The sequence below is a fragment of the Kitasatospora sp. NPDC056531 genome (assembly GCF_042794375.1).
Lineage (GTDB): Bacteria > Actinomycetota > Actinomycetes > Streptomycetales > Streptomycetaceae > Kitasatospora.
This window is the reverse complement of sequence record NZ_JBHTTU010000127.1, coordinates 1-12,953: the sequence shown is the minus strand read 5'-3', so window position 1 is coordinate 12,953 and position 12,953 is coordinate 1. Positions and strand designations below refer to the sequence as shown.

At 72.9% G+C, this 12,953-nt stretch carries 14 protein-coding genes and 1 pseudogene; 5 read left to right on the top strand and 10 right to left on the bottom strand.

Annotated features, from left to right (window positions below; all coding sequences use genetic code 11):
• Nucleotides 1–289: 289 nt before the first annotated feature.
• From ACFQ87_RS40945 to ACFQ87_RS40930, 4 genes are all read right to left on the bottom strand, one after another.
• On the bottom strand, nucleotides 290–568 hold the full coding sequence (locus ACFQ87_RS40945) for a dsRBD fold-containing protein (RefSeq protein ID WP_380616049.1): 279 nt from the start codon (nucleotides 566–568) through the stop codon (nucleotides 290–292).
• A 57-nt stretch (nucleotides 569–625) separates the two neighbouring features.
• Nucleotides 626–1,057: an Hsp20/alpha crystallin family protein gene (locus tag ACFQ87_RS40940; RefSeq protein ID WP_380616048.1), complete on the bottom strand. Its 432-nt coding sequence runs from the start codon at nucleotides 1,055–1,057 to the stop codon at nucleotides 626–628.
• A gap of 62 nt (nucleotides 1,058–1,119) precedes the next feature.
• Complete coding sequence (locus tag ACFQ87_RS40935; protein WP_380616047.1) at nucleotides 1,120–1,527, bottom strand: CBS domain-containing protein; 408 nt, start codon at nucleotides 1,525–1,527, stop codon at nucleotides 1,120–1,122.
• A 14-nt stretch (nucleotides 1,528–1,541) separates the two neighbouring features.
• Nucleotides 1,542–2,204 carry an OsmC family protein gene (locus ACFQ87_RS40930; RefSeq protein WP_380616046.1) on the bottom strand — a complete coding sequence of 221 codons (663 nt, stop codon included), beginning with the start codon at nucleotides 2,202–2,204 and terminating at the stop codon, nucleotides 1,542–1,544.
• 278 nt (nucleotides 2,205–2,482) lie between these two features.
• Between ACFQ87_RS40930 and ACFQ87_RS40925 the strand changes: the two genes are divergently transcribed.
• From ACFQ87_RS40925 to ACFQ87_RS40915, 3 genes and pseudogenes are all read left to right on the top strand, one after another.
• The gene (locus tag ACFQ87_RS40925) at nucleotides 2,483–2,680 is read left to right on the top strand and encodes a hypothetical protein (RefSeq protein WP_380616045.1); all 198 of its coding nucleotides are present in this window, start codon (nucleotides 2,483–2,485) and stop codon (nucleotides 2,678–2,680) included.
• A gap of 132 nt (nucleotides 2,681–2,812) precedes the next feature.
• Nucleotides 2,813–3,799: an Acg family FMN-binding oxidoreductase gene (locus tag ACFQ87_RS40920; protein ID WP_380616044.1), complete on the top strand. Its 987-nt coding sequence runs from the start codon at nucleotides 2,813–2,815 to the stop codon at nucleotides 3,797–3,799.
• A 75-nt stretch (nucleotides 3,800–3,874) separates the two neighbouring features.
• Nucleotides 3,875–4,225 (top strand): annotated as a pseudogene (locus ACFQ87_RS40915) (GNAT family N-acetyltransferase); the annotation flags it as partial.
• Nucleotides 4,226–4,349: 124 nt separating this feature from the next.
• Here ACFQ87_RS40915 and ACFQ87_RS40910 read toward each other — a convergent pair.
• From ACFQ87_RS40910 to ACFQ87_RS40900, 3 genes are all read right to left on the bottom strand, one after another.
• The gene (locus ACFQ87_RS40910) at nucleotides 4,350–5,630 is read right to left on the bottom strand and encodes an NAD(P)/FAD-dependent oxidoreductase (RefSeq protein WP_380616043.1); all 1,281 of its coding nucleotides are present in this window, start codon (nucleotides 5,628–5,630) and stop codon (nucleotides 4,350–4,352) included.
• Nucleotides 5,631–5,803: 173 nt separating this feature from the next.
• Nucleotides 5,804–6,520, bottom strand: a complete 717-nt coding sequence (locus tag ACFQ87_RS40905; RefSeq protein WP_380616042.1) for a helix-turn-helix domain-containing protein — start codon at nucleotides 6,518–6,520, stop codon at nucleotides 5,804–5,806.
• 14 nt (nucleotides 6,521–6,534) lie between these two features.
• Nucleotides 6,535–7,395, bottom strand: a complete 861-nt coding sequence (locus ACFQ87_RS40900; RefSeq protein WP_380616041.1) for a universal stress protein — start codon at nucleotides 7,393–7,395, stop codon at nucleotides 6,535–6,537.
• A 159-nt stretch (nucleotides 7,396–7,554) separates the two neighbouring features.
• On the opposite strand from ACFQ87_RS40900, the gene ACFQ87_RS40895 reads away from it, so the two are divergent.
• Nucleotides 7,555–7,926, top strand: coding sequence for a hypothetical protein (locus ACFQ87_RS40895; RefSeq protein WP_380616040.1), 372 nt, complete (start codon nucleotides 7,555–7,557; stop codon nucleotides 7,924–7,926).
• Here ACFQ87_RS40895 and ACFQ87_RS40890 read toward each other — a convergent pair.
• A complete protein-coding gene (locus ACFQ87_RS40890) occupies nucleotides 7,892–8,947 on the bottom strand; it encodes a putative PEP-binding protein (RefSeq protein ID WP_380616039.1) in 1,056 nt (351 codons plus the stop codon). The two genes, ACFQ87_RS40895 and ACFQ87_RS40890, sit on opposite strands and share 35 nt — an antisense overlap.
• Nucleotides 8,948–9,093: 146 nt before the next feature.
• Nucleotides 9,094–10,359: an APC family permease gene (locus ACFQ87_RS40885; protein ID WP_380616038.1), complete on the bottom strand. Its 1,266-nt coding sequence runs from the start codon at nucleotides 10,357–10,359 to the stop codon at nucleotides 9,094–9,096.
• A 235-nt stretch (nucleotides 10,360–10,594) separates the two neighbouring features.
• Between ACFQ87_RS40885 and ACFQ87_RS40880 the strand changes: the two genes are divergently transcribed.
• Nucleotides 10,595–10,720 (top strand): hypothetical protein, encoded by a 126-nt coding sequence (locus ACFQ87_RS40880; protein WP_380616037.1) that lies wholly within the window; start codon nucleotides 10,595–10,597, stop codon nucleotides 10,718–10,720.
• Between the two features lie 243 nt (nucleotides 10,721–10,963).
• Here the strand turns inward: ACFQ87_RS40880 and ACFQ87_RS40875 are convergent, their stop codons facing one another.
• Nucleotides 10,964–12,601, bottom strand: coding sequence for a serine/threonine-protein kinase (locus ACFQ87_RS40875; protein ID WP_380616036.1), 1,638 nt, complete (start codon nucleotides 12,599–12,601; stop codon nucleotides 10,964–10,966).
• Between the last annotated feature and the right edge of the window lie 352 nt (nucleotides 12,602–12,953).

The following is a 12,953-nucleotide window of genomic DNA, read 5'->3' as shown; positions in this document are numbered from 1 at the left end:
GTCCTCGTCCCCCAGTCCGTGAAGCGCTCGGTGAACGACTGCCGTCGCGCCTCGTGCGCCTCGCGCAGCAGGGACCGGCCGGCCTCGCCTGGACGCAGCAGCTACCCGCGGTGGTCCTCCGGGCCGACCTCGCGCACCAGCAGCCCGAGCTTCTTCAGCGCGGCGACCCGCAGGCACTCCGTCGACCTGTCGAGCATGAAGTAGGCCGCCAGGCCCGAGGCCCCGCAGCCGCCACGCTCGCGGGTCGCGGACCCTTTGGCGGCCGGTGCGGACCCAGCGGAGCCGGTGTTCAGCCTGCGTCGGAGCGGACGTTGGCGGCGGAGTCCGAGAGGCCGGCCCGGAGGAGCTGGTGGCCGAGGTCGATGAGGGCGCGGGCGGCGGCGTACTCGTCGCCGATTTCGGGGACCGGTGGGTCGTCGGGGTTGCGGCGGGCCGTGGTGCGGGCCTCCAGGGTGGTGTCGCCGGTGTTGAGGACGGCATGGACCTTGGTGGTGTCGCCCTCCTCGAAGAGGTCGACGCGCAGGGTCCACTGCTTGGTGCGCATGGGCGTTGCGGTCTTCGCGGCCATCTCCGGGCCTCCTGGGTTCGCCGGGCCCGGGGCGGTGCCCCGGGCCTGTTAGTGGGATCAACTGCCTCGGGTGATCTCGATGGTGCGGGCGGGCTTCTTGGTCTCGCCGATCGGTGCGCGGACGGTCAGGACGCCCTTGTTGTAGGCGGCGGTGACGTCCTCCTCGCGGACGCCGACGGGGAGCCGGACACTGCGGGTGAACGAGCCATAGCGGAACTCGGAGCGCTGCTTGTCCTTCTTCTCCTCGGTGCGTTCGGCCTGGACGGTCAGGACCCCGTCGTCGACGCTGATGGTGATGTCCTTGTCCGGGTCGACGCCCGGGAGTTCGGCCTTCATCTGGTAGACGCCGTCGGTCTCGGACTCCTCGATGCGGATCACGTGTTCGCCGGCCGGCATGCGGAGGTCGACGGGGAAGTCTTCGAAGAGGTCCGGCAGTGACGGCCACCGGTAGCCGAAGGGGAATCTTCTGAGCAGTTCGCCGGCCATCATGGCCTCCAGTGATACGGGTTGCGGTACTTCCGTCGTCAGGGAGTGGGCCCGGCCGACGGGGATCAGGTGGCGGTCTCCCGCAGGGCGCTGTGGGAGACGGGGACTAGCAGGTCGAAGAGCCGCTGGACGACATCGCGCAGCAGGTCGTCGACGGTGAGGATGCCGACCGGGCGGCCGTCGTCGAGGACGGGCAGGCGGCGGACATCGGCACTGCGGAGGACGCGGTACGCGGTGTCGAGGTCGTCGTCGGTGTCGACGGTGGTGACCGGTGCGGTCATGAGGTCCGCGACCGGCCGTCCGGGGTCGTAGTTCCGCGCGAGTCCGCGAACGGCCAGGTCGCGGTCGGTGAGGATGCCCTGCAGTCGGCCGTGATCGGTGACGAGGACACAGCCGACCGCCTCCTGCTCCATCCGTTGGGCTGCCTCGACGGCCGTCGCGGTCAGATCGATGGTGACTGGTGGTGTGGTCATAAGGTCTGCGGCCTTCATGGCGCGAGGGCCCTTCCGGTGCCGTTGAGTGAGAACGTGACGTCGGGCGGGTTGTCGAGCGTGTTCTTCACCGTGCAGTGGCGGACGACCGCGAGCAGGCCGGGTGCCCGCTCGGGCGGCAGACCGGGCGCGGTGACTTCGATGGACACCGAGGCGATCCGGGCCGGGCGGTTGTGGGCCATGGTGTAGTCGGCGGTGACGTGGAGGCCGGTGCGGCTGAGGCCGTGCCGGTCGAGGTAGCTGCCGGCGTAGTGCGCCGTGCAGGAGGCCAGGGCGGCGGCGCACAGCTCGACCGGGGTCGGTGCGGCGTCACCGCCGCCGGCCTGGACGGGCTGGTCGACCGCCAACGCGTGTGACCGGATGTCGACGGCGTACAGGTCACCGGCGACCGGATCCACGTCGATCCGCCCGGGCCGCAGGGTGCGGGGCCGTTCGACGGCGGCGGCCTGGCGGAGCAGCATGCCGGCCAGTTGTCGGGCCTCGGCCGTGGTGAGTGAGATCCAGACCTGGGTCGTGTCGTACGGTTCGCACCTGGTGTCGAGCACGATGCGGCCGGTGTCCGGCAGGACCGCCGGGGTGAAGCGGGACACCGCGAGCGTTCGTCCGCAGGCGGTGTGCATCAGCTGCTGGGTGGTGGTGCGGGAGTCGTCGGTCAGCACGGCCGTGCCTCCGGTGCTCAGGGCCCGGTGCGGTGAACCGGGCCTCTGCAGTCCAGCAGACTGCCGCAGGGTGAGAGGCGGCAGGGCCGTTCGGCCCTCCGGTGGGCCCTATCGGTGGGGTCAGCGGGGGCGCGGGGCGGGCCTGCCCGGCAAGGCCGGACGCACCAGCAGACAAGGGCGGGGGAGTCCCGCACACAGGGGTCCTGAGCCTCTCGGGGCCGCCGCGCCGTCTATGTCACGGTGAAGGCATCCCGATGAGGGGAGGGAAGGTGAGGTCGGTGATCATCTCGGAAACGGCGGAGTTCCACATCGGCGACCGCGTGTGCGTGTACCGCGACTCGTCCTACGGCTCGATCGAGAGTGCCGTGGTCGTGGACGTCCCGGCGGATCACAGCCTCCGGCTGGAGTTCACCGACGGCCACCGCAACCACCTTCGCAACGGCCACATCGAGCTGCTGACCCCGGCCGCTCGGTGACGGAGCGAGTCGCCCGAAGGCCGTGCCCGCTCGGCCACCGGGACAGGGCCATTGGGCCCTCGCCCGGAGCCCGGGTTCGACCGATGCTCGAATCACCGGCGGCGCCCCGCTGGGAGCAGGGAGTGAACCACCATGACCACCGAGACCACCCTCACCACGGCGGACCTGCACCTGCTGGCCGAGGCCGGAGGCCTGGCGCCCTCGCTGCACAACAGCCAGCCGTGGCGCTTCCGCCCGACGTCCGACCTGCACGGCCTGGAGGTCCACGCGGATCCGGGCCGGGCCGTGCGGGCGGCCGACCCGGAGGGCCGGGCGCTGCACATCTCGCTCGGCGCCGCCCTGTTCAACCTGCGGGTGGCCGCCGCCCACCTGGGCCGCGAGGCCGCCGTCCGACTGCTGCCGGCCGGCGAAGACGCGCAGCCGTGCGCCGTACTCGACCTCTCCGCACCGGCCCGCACACCGCAGCCGTTCGGCGCCGACCTCTACCCGGCCATCGCGGGGCGCCACTCCAGCCGACAGCCGTTCACCAACCGGGACGTCCCCGAGGCGCTCGTCGCCGACCTCATCACGGCGGCCCGGGACGAAGGCGTCACGCTCACCATGCTGGAGGAAGCCGAGGTGCGCCGGGTGCTGGCCCTCACCTCCGAAGCGGAGGCGCGGATCGCCGCCGACGTCGTCCGCGAGGCTGAGACCCGTCGGTGGCTGCGCCTGGAACCCTCCTGCGACGGCATCCCGCTCGAAGCCCTCGGCTCGCACGACCGCGACGCCCGCATCCCCATGCGCAGCTTCACCGGCCACCCGCCACACCACACCACCCCGGCCGCACGCTTCGAGGCCCTGCCCCAACTCGCCACCCTCATCACACTCTTCGACAGCCAGGCCGACTGGCTGCGCACCGGACAGGCGATGGAACGGGTCTGGCTGCTCGCCACCGTCCACGGCCTGCGCGCCTCCGTCCTGCACCAGGCCGTCGAGATCCCCGACACCCGCTGGCGCCTGCGCGACCCCGCCGAAGGCCCCGCCCACGTCCAGCTCGTCCTGCGCCTCGGCTACGGCCCGCCCGGAACCGCCAGCCCGCGCCGCCACGTTGAGGACATCCTCGACCTGCCGGAACGGTAGCGGCCGGTTCCCGCCGGGCTCCTACCGCAGGTGATTTCCGTTGTCCTCCATGCCGGGAGCTGCCCGGCTCCCGGCATGGGGATTCGCTGTATCACCCGGCCTGAGGGCATGAGGGCCGCCGGACACCTCTTCGACGAGCCGCCCCGGCCGGAGGCGGTCGCACGCTTCCTGGCCGGCGACGGCCACCACCTTCTGATCGCCTACCTGGCTGGCGTTCCAGTGGGCATGGTGACCGGTGTCGAGACGGCTCACCCGGGCAGGGGGGCCGAGACGTTCCTCTACGAGCTGGGAGTGGAGGAGTCGTTCCGTGGGCGCGGTGCGAGCCGGGCCCTGGGGGCGGCCCTCGCGGATCTGGCGCGTGAGCGCGGCTGCTACGGCATGTGGGTGGGCACGAAGGAGTCCAACGCAGCGGCGGTGGCGACCTACCGCTCTGCCGGAGGGGCGCCCGAGGGCGGGCAGACAGTGCTCACCTGGGACTTCGACCGGAGCCTATACGGAGCTCGGATGTGGCTGCGGCCCCGGCGCGCCAGGGCCGCAACCAAGTCCGCTGTCAGCCGGGGCCGGTGGCGAGGGTGCGTGACATCCCGTCCAACGCGAGCTCCATCGCCCGCCAGGGGCGTCCGCTGTGGAACGGGCGGCCGGCACGGAACCGGACGGGGAGGTAGAGGCCGATGGCCTTCTTGCCGAGGCGCCAGAGCGGGGAGGTGCCGACCCGGTAGTGGTCGCCGGCGTCGGCCGCGACCCGCACCGGGCGGTTGGGGTCGCCGGTCTCCTCCAGCGGCACCTGGGCGAACGTCGCCTTGTCGAGCATCTCCATCACACACATGCTCAGCGGTACGAACGGCCGTGGCCGAGCCAGCAGTTCGGGGTCAACCACCGTGGTGATGTGCTCGGCCACGGCGTGGGCCTGCAGGAGGGCCAGGAAGGCCTGTTTGACGGGGAAGTCGCCCGCGTCGCCCGGGGCGTAGACCTGCGGGTGCCCGTGGACCTGCCGAGTGACGGTGAGAGTCCGCAGGAAGCCGCGGTCGTCCCGGGGCAGGCCGGAGTAGTCCACGGCGGCGACGTACGGCGGGAAGGCGACCAGCAGGTCGAAGGGACGGACGCTGCCGTCGGCGTAGCGGACCTCGGCGTCGCCGACCTTGTCGACCACGGCCGAGGTGTGGCCCTCGATGCCGCGCGCCGTGAACTCGTGCTCGACCACCTGGTGAAGGCGCGAGCCGAACGCCTGGATGTAGCCGGACTCGTAGGTGGTCCAGGTGAGGTGGACGAGTGGGCGGAGCTTGGCCCGGCGCAGCCTGGTGTCCAGCATCAGTGCGATCTCGTACAGCGGCCCGGCGCACTTGTTGTTGGGTGGGACGAGGAACAGCACCCGCCGCCGCTGGCCTGCCTGCAAGTCCTCTTTGAGTTCCTCGAACCGTCGGCCGAGCGACCGCATCTGCGTGGGCGTCCATACGGACTGGGCGTGCTCGGGGAGGCCCGGTATCTCCTGCGGGCGCATCGCGGCGCCGGTGGCGAGGACCAGGAAGTCGCCGCGCAGGCGTGTGCCGTCGGTCAGTTCCACGGCCAGGGCATAGGGGTCGATCTCGGTTACCGATCCCTGGTGGAAGGCGATGTGACGGCGGAATAGCGGGTCCGGCAGGGGGATGTGGAGGCGGGCCTCGTCGGCGCCGAAGGGGAGGTAGATGGTGTTGGGCTTGAACAGGAAGTCCTCCCGGTCGGCGGCGAGCGTCAGGCGGACGCGGTCGCCGAGCAGGTAACGGAGGCTGAAGGCCGTTTCCAGGCCGGCGAAACCCCCACCCACCACGAGGACATGCGGTTTCGAGGTCATCATCGGAGCTCCGTCCGGTTGCAGGGGGCCGGGGGACAGTGGAATTGGAAAGGGGTTCCGGTACGGATGCGGAGAAGCGGCAGCAGGGCCGCGCACCGTGCGATCGTGTTCCGCGAGACGCAGACGGAGTCTTTTCCGAGTGCGGGCATCGGCATGGGCGGCCGATGCCCGGTTTGTCATCCGGACTCCGCGTATCCGGAGTCCACGATCAGGGGGCCGTCGGGGCGGATGATCCGGCCGGTGATCCCCGTGGGCCGGATGCGGATCCAGGTGTCCCGGTCGCCGCCCGCCCAGGGACGGGGATCGGCGTGCTGCTCGAGCCACCGCACCGCGTCCTTGTCGGGGACGACCGAGCCGGTGCCGTTCACGAGCACGCTCCAGCCGGTGGCGAACACCTCGTCGAGCTGGTCGACTTCGAAGGCGACCTCGTGTCCGGCGGCCTTGGCGAGGTCGCTGTCCGGTGTGGTGCGGTAGAGGATGGTGGCGTCGAGCACGCGGTAGTTGACGGGCAGGGCCACCAGGCCGTGCGGTCTCGTGAACACCACCCGGCCGATGCCGCCCGGGGCGAGCTTGGCCCAGCAGGCCGCCGGGTCCAGCTCTTCCAGGAGCACGCGGGCGTTGGCTCTGGCCTGCCCTGGCGGCACGTCGCGGCCACCCCCGAGCAGGCAGCCGACCGTGGTGTCGAGCGCGTCGGCGAGCCGAGTGAGGGTGCCGACGCCGACCGGGACGGCGTGCGTCTCCAGGTACTCCACGAACCCCGGGTCCAGGCCGCCCCGCTCCGCCGTCTGCGCCCGGGTGAGGCGGAGTTGCGCACGGCGGTGGGCGACCCGGCGCCCCAGGTCGCCGGGGTTGGCCGGGTGGACGGGTGCCCGGCCCTCGTTCGTGGTCTTCATGGTGACCTCCGTGTTCAGGCCGGGTTGCCGCTCGGGACGATCACCAGTGGGACCGTGCAGCGGTGCACCAGCGCGCGGCCGGTGGAGCCGAACAGCAGGCCGCGGAAGCCGCCGAGCCCGCGGCTGCCGATGACCAGGCAGCGGGCGCGGGTCGCGACGGCCGCCAGCATCGGGGCGGGGGAGCCGGTGAGCACCTCACGCCGGACCCGGATGTCCGGGTACTTCTCCTGCCAGCCGGCCAGCGACTCCGACAGGTCCATCAGGGACTCCTCGATCAGGTCGGGCTGGTTGGCTCCGGAGGGGCGCCGGACCTCCACGGCCTGGACGTCGGCCCCGGCGAGCGAGGCCTCCTCGAAGGCGAACGCGATCGCGGCCCGGGAGGACTCGGAGCCGTCCACCCCGACCACGACGGCGCCAGAGCCGGACGGGCCCTCGGGCGGCTCGGGGACGAGCGCGATCGGGCAGTGCAGGTGGCCGACCAGGGACGCGCCCTTGGAGCCGATCGGCAGCGCTGAGTGCGCCTCCGTGAGCCGGCGGATACCGAGCACCAGCAGCGCGGCCTCGTCGGCCGCTTCGCGCAGCACCCGCACCGGCCGGCCCTCGACCAGCCTCGGGGTGATCTCCAGATCGGGGTGCCGTTCGGCGGCCAGCAGCCGGGCGGTGTCCAGAAGCGCATCACCGGCGGCCCGGAAGCCGATGGCCCAGCGGTTCGCATCCCCAGCGGGCTCTCCGGTGGGCCACTCCTGGGCGTGCAGCAGGTGCAGCCGCAGACCGCGCCACGCGGCCTCATCGGCCGCCCAGCGCACGGCCCAGCGGTTCGCCTCGGAGCGGTCGACGCCCACGATCACGGGGCGGCGGGTTTCGAAGCCGTTCATCGCGGACTCCTTTCGGCCCCGGCCGGCGCCCGTCACCGGCTCTGTGCGGAGCCTTGGCCACCTTCATCGTCAGCCGCTGGGTGCGGGCCGGGGAGGGCCGGTCGGGCCCGGGCGGGAGGCCGGTGGGCCCTCTGTGTGGGGGAGGAGGGCAGCTACCTGATGATGCGGTCGGACGGCAACCTCGTGATCTACGACGCAAGCGGCAGTCCGGTGTGTAGCAGCAACACCTTCGGCGCCGGCGGAGCCTGCGCGGTCATCCAAGATGACGGCAACTTCGTCGTCTACCAAGGGGCGCCGGTCCGGCGCGCCATGCTCCCGCCAGCGGAGGAAGTCCAGGCGCTCCACTGGGTGCTGCGCGCCGCTCCCAGCCCGTGGGTCGGCCTGCTCGTCGGCGGGAGCGCGCTGGTCCTGGTCGCCTGCTGCGTCCAGGCAGCGCGGATCTGGCTCGGGCTGGCGGGCCCGCCCCGGTCGCCGGTCCGCCGGGGCGGCGCAACGGTCACTCGTGCTCGGCGTCGGCCACCGACCGCTTGACGGCGGCGAAGCTGTCCGGGGTGACGGAGATCGAGTCGATCCCGGCCTTCACCAGGAAGCGGGTGAAGTCCGGGTCGTTGCTTGGACGTTGGCCGCAGAGGCCAACGTGACGGCCGGCTGCGTGGGCGGTGGTGATCAGGCGCTCGATGGTGCGGGTGACGGCCGGATTCCGCTCGTCGAAGAGGTGGGCGAGCAGGCCGGAGTCGCGGTCGACGCCGAGGGTGAGCTGGGTCAGGTCGTTGCTGCCGATCGAGAAGCCGTCGAAGCGCTCGGCGAACTGCTCGGCGAGCAGGATGTTGCTCGGGATCTCCGCCATGACGTACACCCGCAGGCCGTTCGCGTTCCGGGCGAGCCCGTTGTCGGCCATCACCGCGAGGACCTGGTCGGCCTCCTGAGGGGTGCGGCAGAACGGGATCATCACCACGATGTTGGTCAGGCCGAGTTCGTCCCGGGCCCGGCGCAGCGCCCGGCACTCCAGGGCGAAGCCCTCGCGGTAGCCGGGGTCGTAGTAGCGGCTCGCGCCGCGCCAGCCGATCATCGGGTTGGCCTCGGCGGGCTCGAAGGGCGTGCCGCCGATCAGCCGGGTGTACTCGTTGGTCTTGAAGTCGCTGGTGCGCACGACCACCGGGTCCGGCCAGCGGGAGGCGGCGATCCGGGCCACGCCGTGGGCGAGGCGGTCGACGAAGTAGTCGGTCCGGTCCGGGTAGCCGTACGTCAGCTGGTCGACGAGCCGCCGGTCCTCAGCGGAAAGGCGCTCGGGGTGGACCAGGGCCATCGGGTGGATGCGCACCTGGTGGGCGACCACGAACTCGGTACGGGCCGGGCCCACGCCGTCGGCCGGCAGACGCCACCAGCGGAACGCGGCGCCGGGGTCGGCCAGGTTGAGCAAGACCTTGGTCCGGGTGGCAGGCAGCGAACCGAGGTCGGTCTCGGTCGCCTCGTACGAGACCAGGCCAGCGTAGACGTGGCCGTCCGCGCCCTCGGCGCAGCAGACAGTGACCTCCTGCCCGTCCGTCAGCACGGCGGTGGCCGAGCCGGTGCGGCAGAGCCGCAGGTCCCCGGGAACCGGTCCGGTCGGTCGCCCCGCCAGGGCCGTTCGGCCCAGCTCGGCCGGGCGGGCCGGGCAGGGGCGGAACGGAATCGGACCGGCTTCGCCGCGCCGGACGTTCAGCTGCGGGCGAGCCCCTTGCGCGCGCCGTAGGCGGCGGCGCCGAGCACGATCACCACGGCGCCCCACAGCACGGAGGCTGCCGGGAGGGCAAAGGCCAGGACGAGGCAACCGGCCGTGCCGACGATCGGGACGGCCCGGGGCGGGCGTCCCTCCGCGGGCGTGAGGGTCCAGGCGGAGGCGTTGGCGACGGCGTAGTAGGCGAGCACGCCGAAGGAGGAGAAGCCGATCGCGCCGCGTACGTCGGCGGTGGCCGCGAGGACGGCGACGACCGCGCCGACGGCGAGCTCAGCGCGGTGCGGCACCGCGAAGCGCGGGTGGACGGCGGCGAGTCGGTGGGGCAGGTGCCGGTCGCGGGCCATCGCGAGGGTGGTGCGCGACACCCCGAGGATGAGCGCGAGCAGCGAGCCCAGGGCGGCCACCGCCGCGCCGACGCGCACCACCGGGGCGAGGCCGGGCACCCCGGCGGCCCGCACGGCGTCGGCCAGCGGCGCCGCGGTGCGCGCCAGGGGCTCGGGGCCGAGGACGGCCAGGACGGCGAGTGCGACGACGGCGTACACGACCAGGGTGATGCCGAGTGCCAGCGAGATCGCGCGGGGGATCGTGCGCTGCGGCTCGCGGACCTCCTCGCCCAGGGTCGCGATGCGCGCGTACCCGGCGAACGCGAAGAACAGCAGACCGGCGGCCTGGAGCACGCCGTGAAACCCGGCGTCCGTGCCGACCGCCCAGTGGCCGCTGTCCGCTACACCGCTGGTCAGACAGGCGGTGACCACGGCGGCGAGCACGGCCAGTACGACGGCGACGATGGCCCGCGTCAGCCAGGCCGCCTTCTGCACGCCGACGTAGTTGACCGCGGTCAGCGCTACCACCGCCGCGACCGCCACGGCGTGGGCCTGCACGGGCCACACGTAGGAGCCCACCGTCAGCGCCATCGCCGCGCACGAGGCCGTCTTGCCGACGACGAAGCCCCACCCGGCCAGGTAGCCCCAGAACTCGCCGAGCCGTTCCCGGCCGTAGACGTAGGTGCCGCCCGACTGCGGGTAGCGGGCGGCCAGCCGCGCTGAGGAGGTTGCGTTGCAGTACGCAACCACGCCGGCCAGGGCCAGCCCGATCAGCAGCCCGGACCCGGCCGCCGCAGCCGCCGGCGCGAGTGCGGCGAAGATGCCGGCACCGATCATTGACCCCAGCCCGATTACCACGGCGTCGAACACGCCCAGGTGTCGCCGCAGCTCCTCGGTCGTGGCAGATGGCGCCGACGTGCTCATTGACCTGTACCTCTCAGCGGTGGGTGGCGATGGTGTAGCACGCTACTGCAGGGAAGTTGCGGGAGTCCGAGCAAGGGCGGCCACCGGGCGTCGGGAAGCGGCTCCGACCGGCCAGCGGGGCCGACCGGCCCTCCGGCCAGGGCCGGTCCGCACCTCACAAGAGCCCCCCGGGCGGAGCGGCGGACGGTGCCCGACGGCCCCTGCCCGCGTACCGGCGCGGCGACGAGAGTGGGCAATGAGCCCGATCGCCGAGGAGGTGGCGGAGATGATCCGCATCAAGGTCGTCACCCGGCCCACCCGCCCGCAGCAGCCCCCGCCGCTAGACCTGCGCGCACCGTCCGGCCGACCGTTGCCCTACTGACGCGACCACCCCTGGCCTCGGGTGGTCCGGGCGGTCTCAGCCGACGATCTCGCCGTCGCAGTCCGGTCCGTACCGGCGCGGGTGCTGGTAGCAGAGGTACCGCAAGCAGCCGAGGCAGGCGCTGATGCTCTCCAGCCGCTGGCTGCACGAATGGCAGGACTTCGCGAACCGGCTGCACGAGACCGGGCACCAGCTGTACTGCCTGGTGTGGCCGTGAGCTGCAAATCGACGCGTGGGTCAGGCTCAGGCGGACCGGTGGTAGTAGGTGATGGAGACCCCGACCGGGCCGTCGTCCGACGCGGTGGCGAGGGTGCGGATGATGGCGATGTCCTGGCCGCCGTGGGAGCCGACGCAGAAGCTGCGGTTGGCGCGCAGAGTAGCGAAGGGCAGGGCGGAGGTGGGCTTGGTGTCGATGCCCTTGAGGCAGTCGGGGAGCGTGAGAGGGCCGGCCGGGGCGATGTAGGCGTCGCTGTCCTCGGAGATGTAGAAGCCGTCGGCCTGGCGGGCCAGGTACCAGGTGGAGGTGTCCTGGGTGACCTTCCCGGCTCTGAGGTCGAACTCGTGGTCGCGGTCGGGCGAGGTGAGTTCGAGGTTCGTGTAGCCGGCGGTGTAGCCGGGTGCCGCGGTCGGTTGCGGGGACGCGGACGGTGAGGAGGAGGTTGGGGCGGCGGCTGCAGGGAGAGCGCCGGTCGCGGCGGCGGGCTGTTCGGCAGGGTCGTCGAAGTAGTCGGAGTAGTCGAGCAGGAAGAAGGCCGCTGCGGCGCCGGCGAGGAGGGCGGCGGTTGTCAGGAGCGCGGTGCGGGCGCTCCGGCGCGCCGTGGTCGTAGCGCCGCGCCTGCGGGTCGGGGCCGGGTCCATTCGGGTGGGTGTCGGCTCCAGCCGGGTGGGTGCCGGGGTGGGCAGGACGCGCGCGGTCGGGCCGTCGGCCGGGGTCGGAGCCGGGTCGTGGTCGGTGGCCGGAAGGTCGGTGTGGCGGTGGAGTTCGCTGCGGACCTGCGGGGGCAGCCAGCCGTCGGAGAAGCGGAGTTCGCCGCCGGTGGAGGCGTGGCGGCGGGCAGCCTCGATCAACTGGGCGGTGCTGGGCCGGTGTTCGGGGTTCTTGGCCAGACAGAGCCGGACCAGTTCGTGCAGTCCGTGCGGCAGGTGGGTGAGGTCGGGCTCCTCGTGCACCGCCCGGTAGAGGGCCGTGGGCTCGGGCCCGTCGCCGAAGGGGGGCCTGCCGGAGCCTGTATAGGCGATCAGGGCGCCGAGGGCGAAGACATCGGTGGCCGGGGTCGCGGGCAGTCCGAGGGCCTGTTCGGGGGCCATGTAGCCGGGTGAGCCGATGCGCAGGCCGGTGCCGGTGAGCGGGCTGGCGTCGGCGGCGCGGGCGATGCCGAAGTCGATGACGCGAGGGCCGTCGGCAGCCACGAGGACGTTGCCGGGCTTGAGGTCGCGGTGGACCACTCCCGCGGCGTGTATCGCTTGCAGGGCCTCGGCGATGCCCGCGAGCAACAGCAGGACGGCGCGTTCGGGCAGCGGGCCGTGCCGGCGGACGATCTGGTGGAGGGAAGGGCCGGGCACGAACGTGGTGGCGAGCCAGGGGGCGGTGGCATCGGTGCCCGCATCGACGACCTGGGCGGTGTAGAGGCCGTGGATGCGCCGGGCGCTGTCGACCTCCTGGGCGAAGCGGTGGCGGAACTCGGGGTCCTCGGCGAGTTCGGGCCGGACCACCTTGAGCGCGACCGGGCGCCCGCCGGGGGTGTAGGCCAGGTAGACACGGCCCATCCCGCCCGCGCCGAGCCGCGCGCACAGGCGGTAGCCGCCGATCTCGCGGGGGTCCTCGGGGGTGAGTGCCTCGAAGGCGGGGGACGGCTGGGCGCCGTAGGGCTGTGCGGTCATGCTGGCTCCCAGCGGGTTGTGCGGTGGTACGGGGGCGGTGGAACGGGTGCGGCGGCAGTGGCGCCCCGGGTGTGTGCCAGCGTCCGGAATCGCAGCGGATCATATCCGGCTGCGGTCGCTGTCGGCGTCGGTCCCGTTCGACCGGTCGCGCGGGGCGTGGCCGGTCATGAGGGGCGTGTGCCAGCGGGCTGCGGGCTGCGGGGTGCCGGTCCGGGCGCGCCCCCGCCGGTGCATTCGGGGGTAAGCACCGACGGGGGCTGCCGTCCCGCGGGCGTCGGAGGGGGCGCCCGGCGGGGGTCCTGGTGGACGAAGCCTTGGGTTGTTTCCGCGCCCGCGCGGCACGGAACAGCCC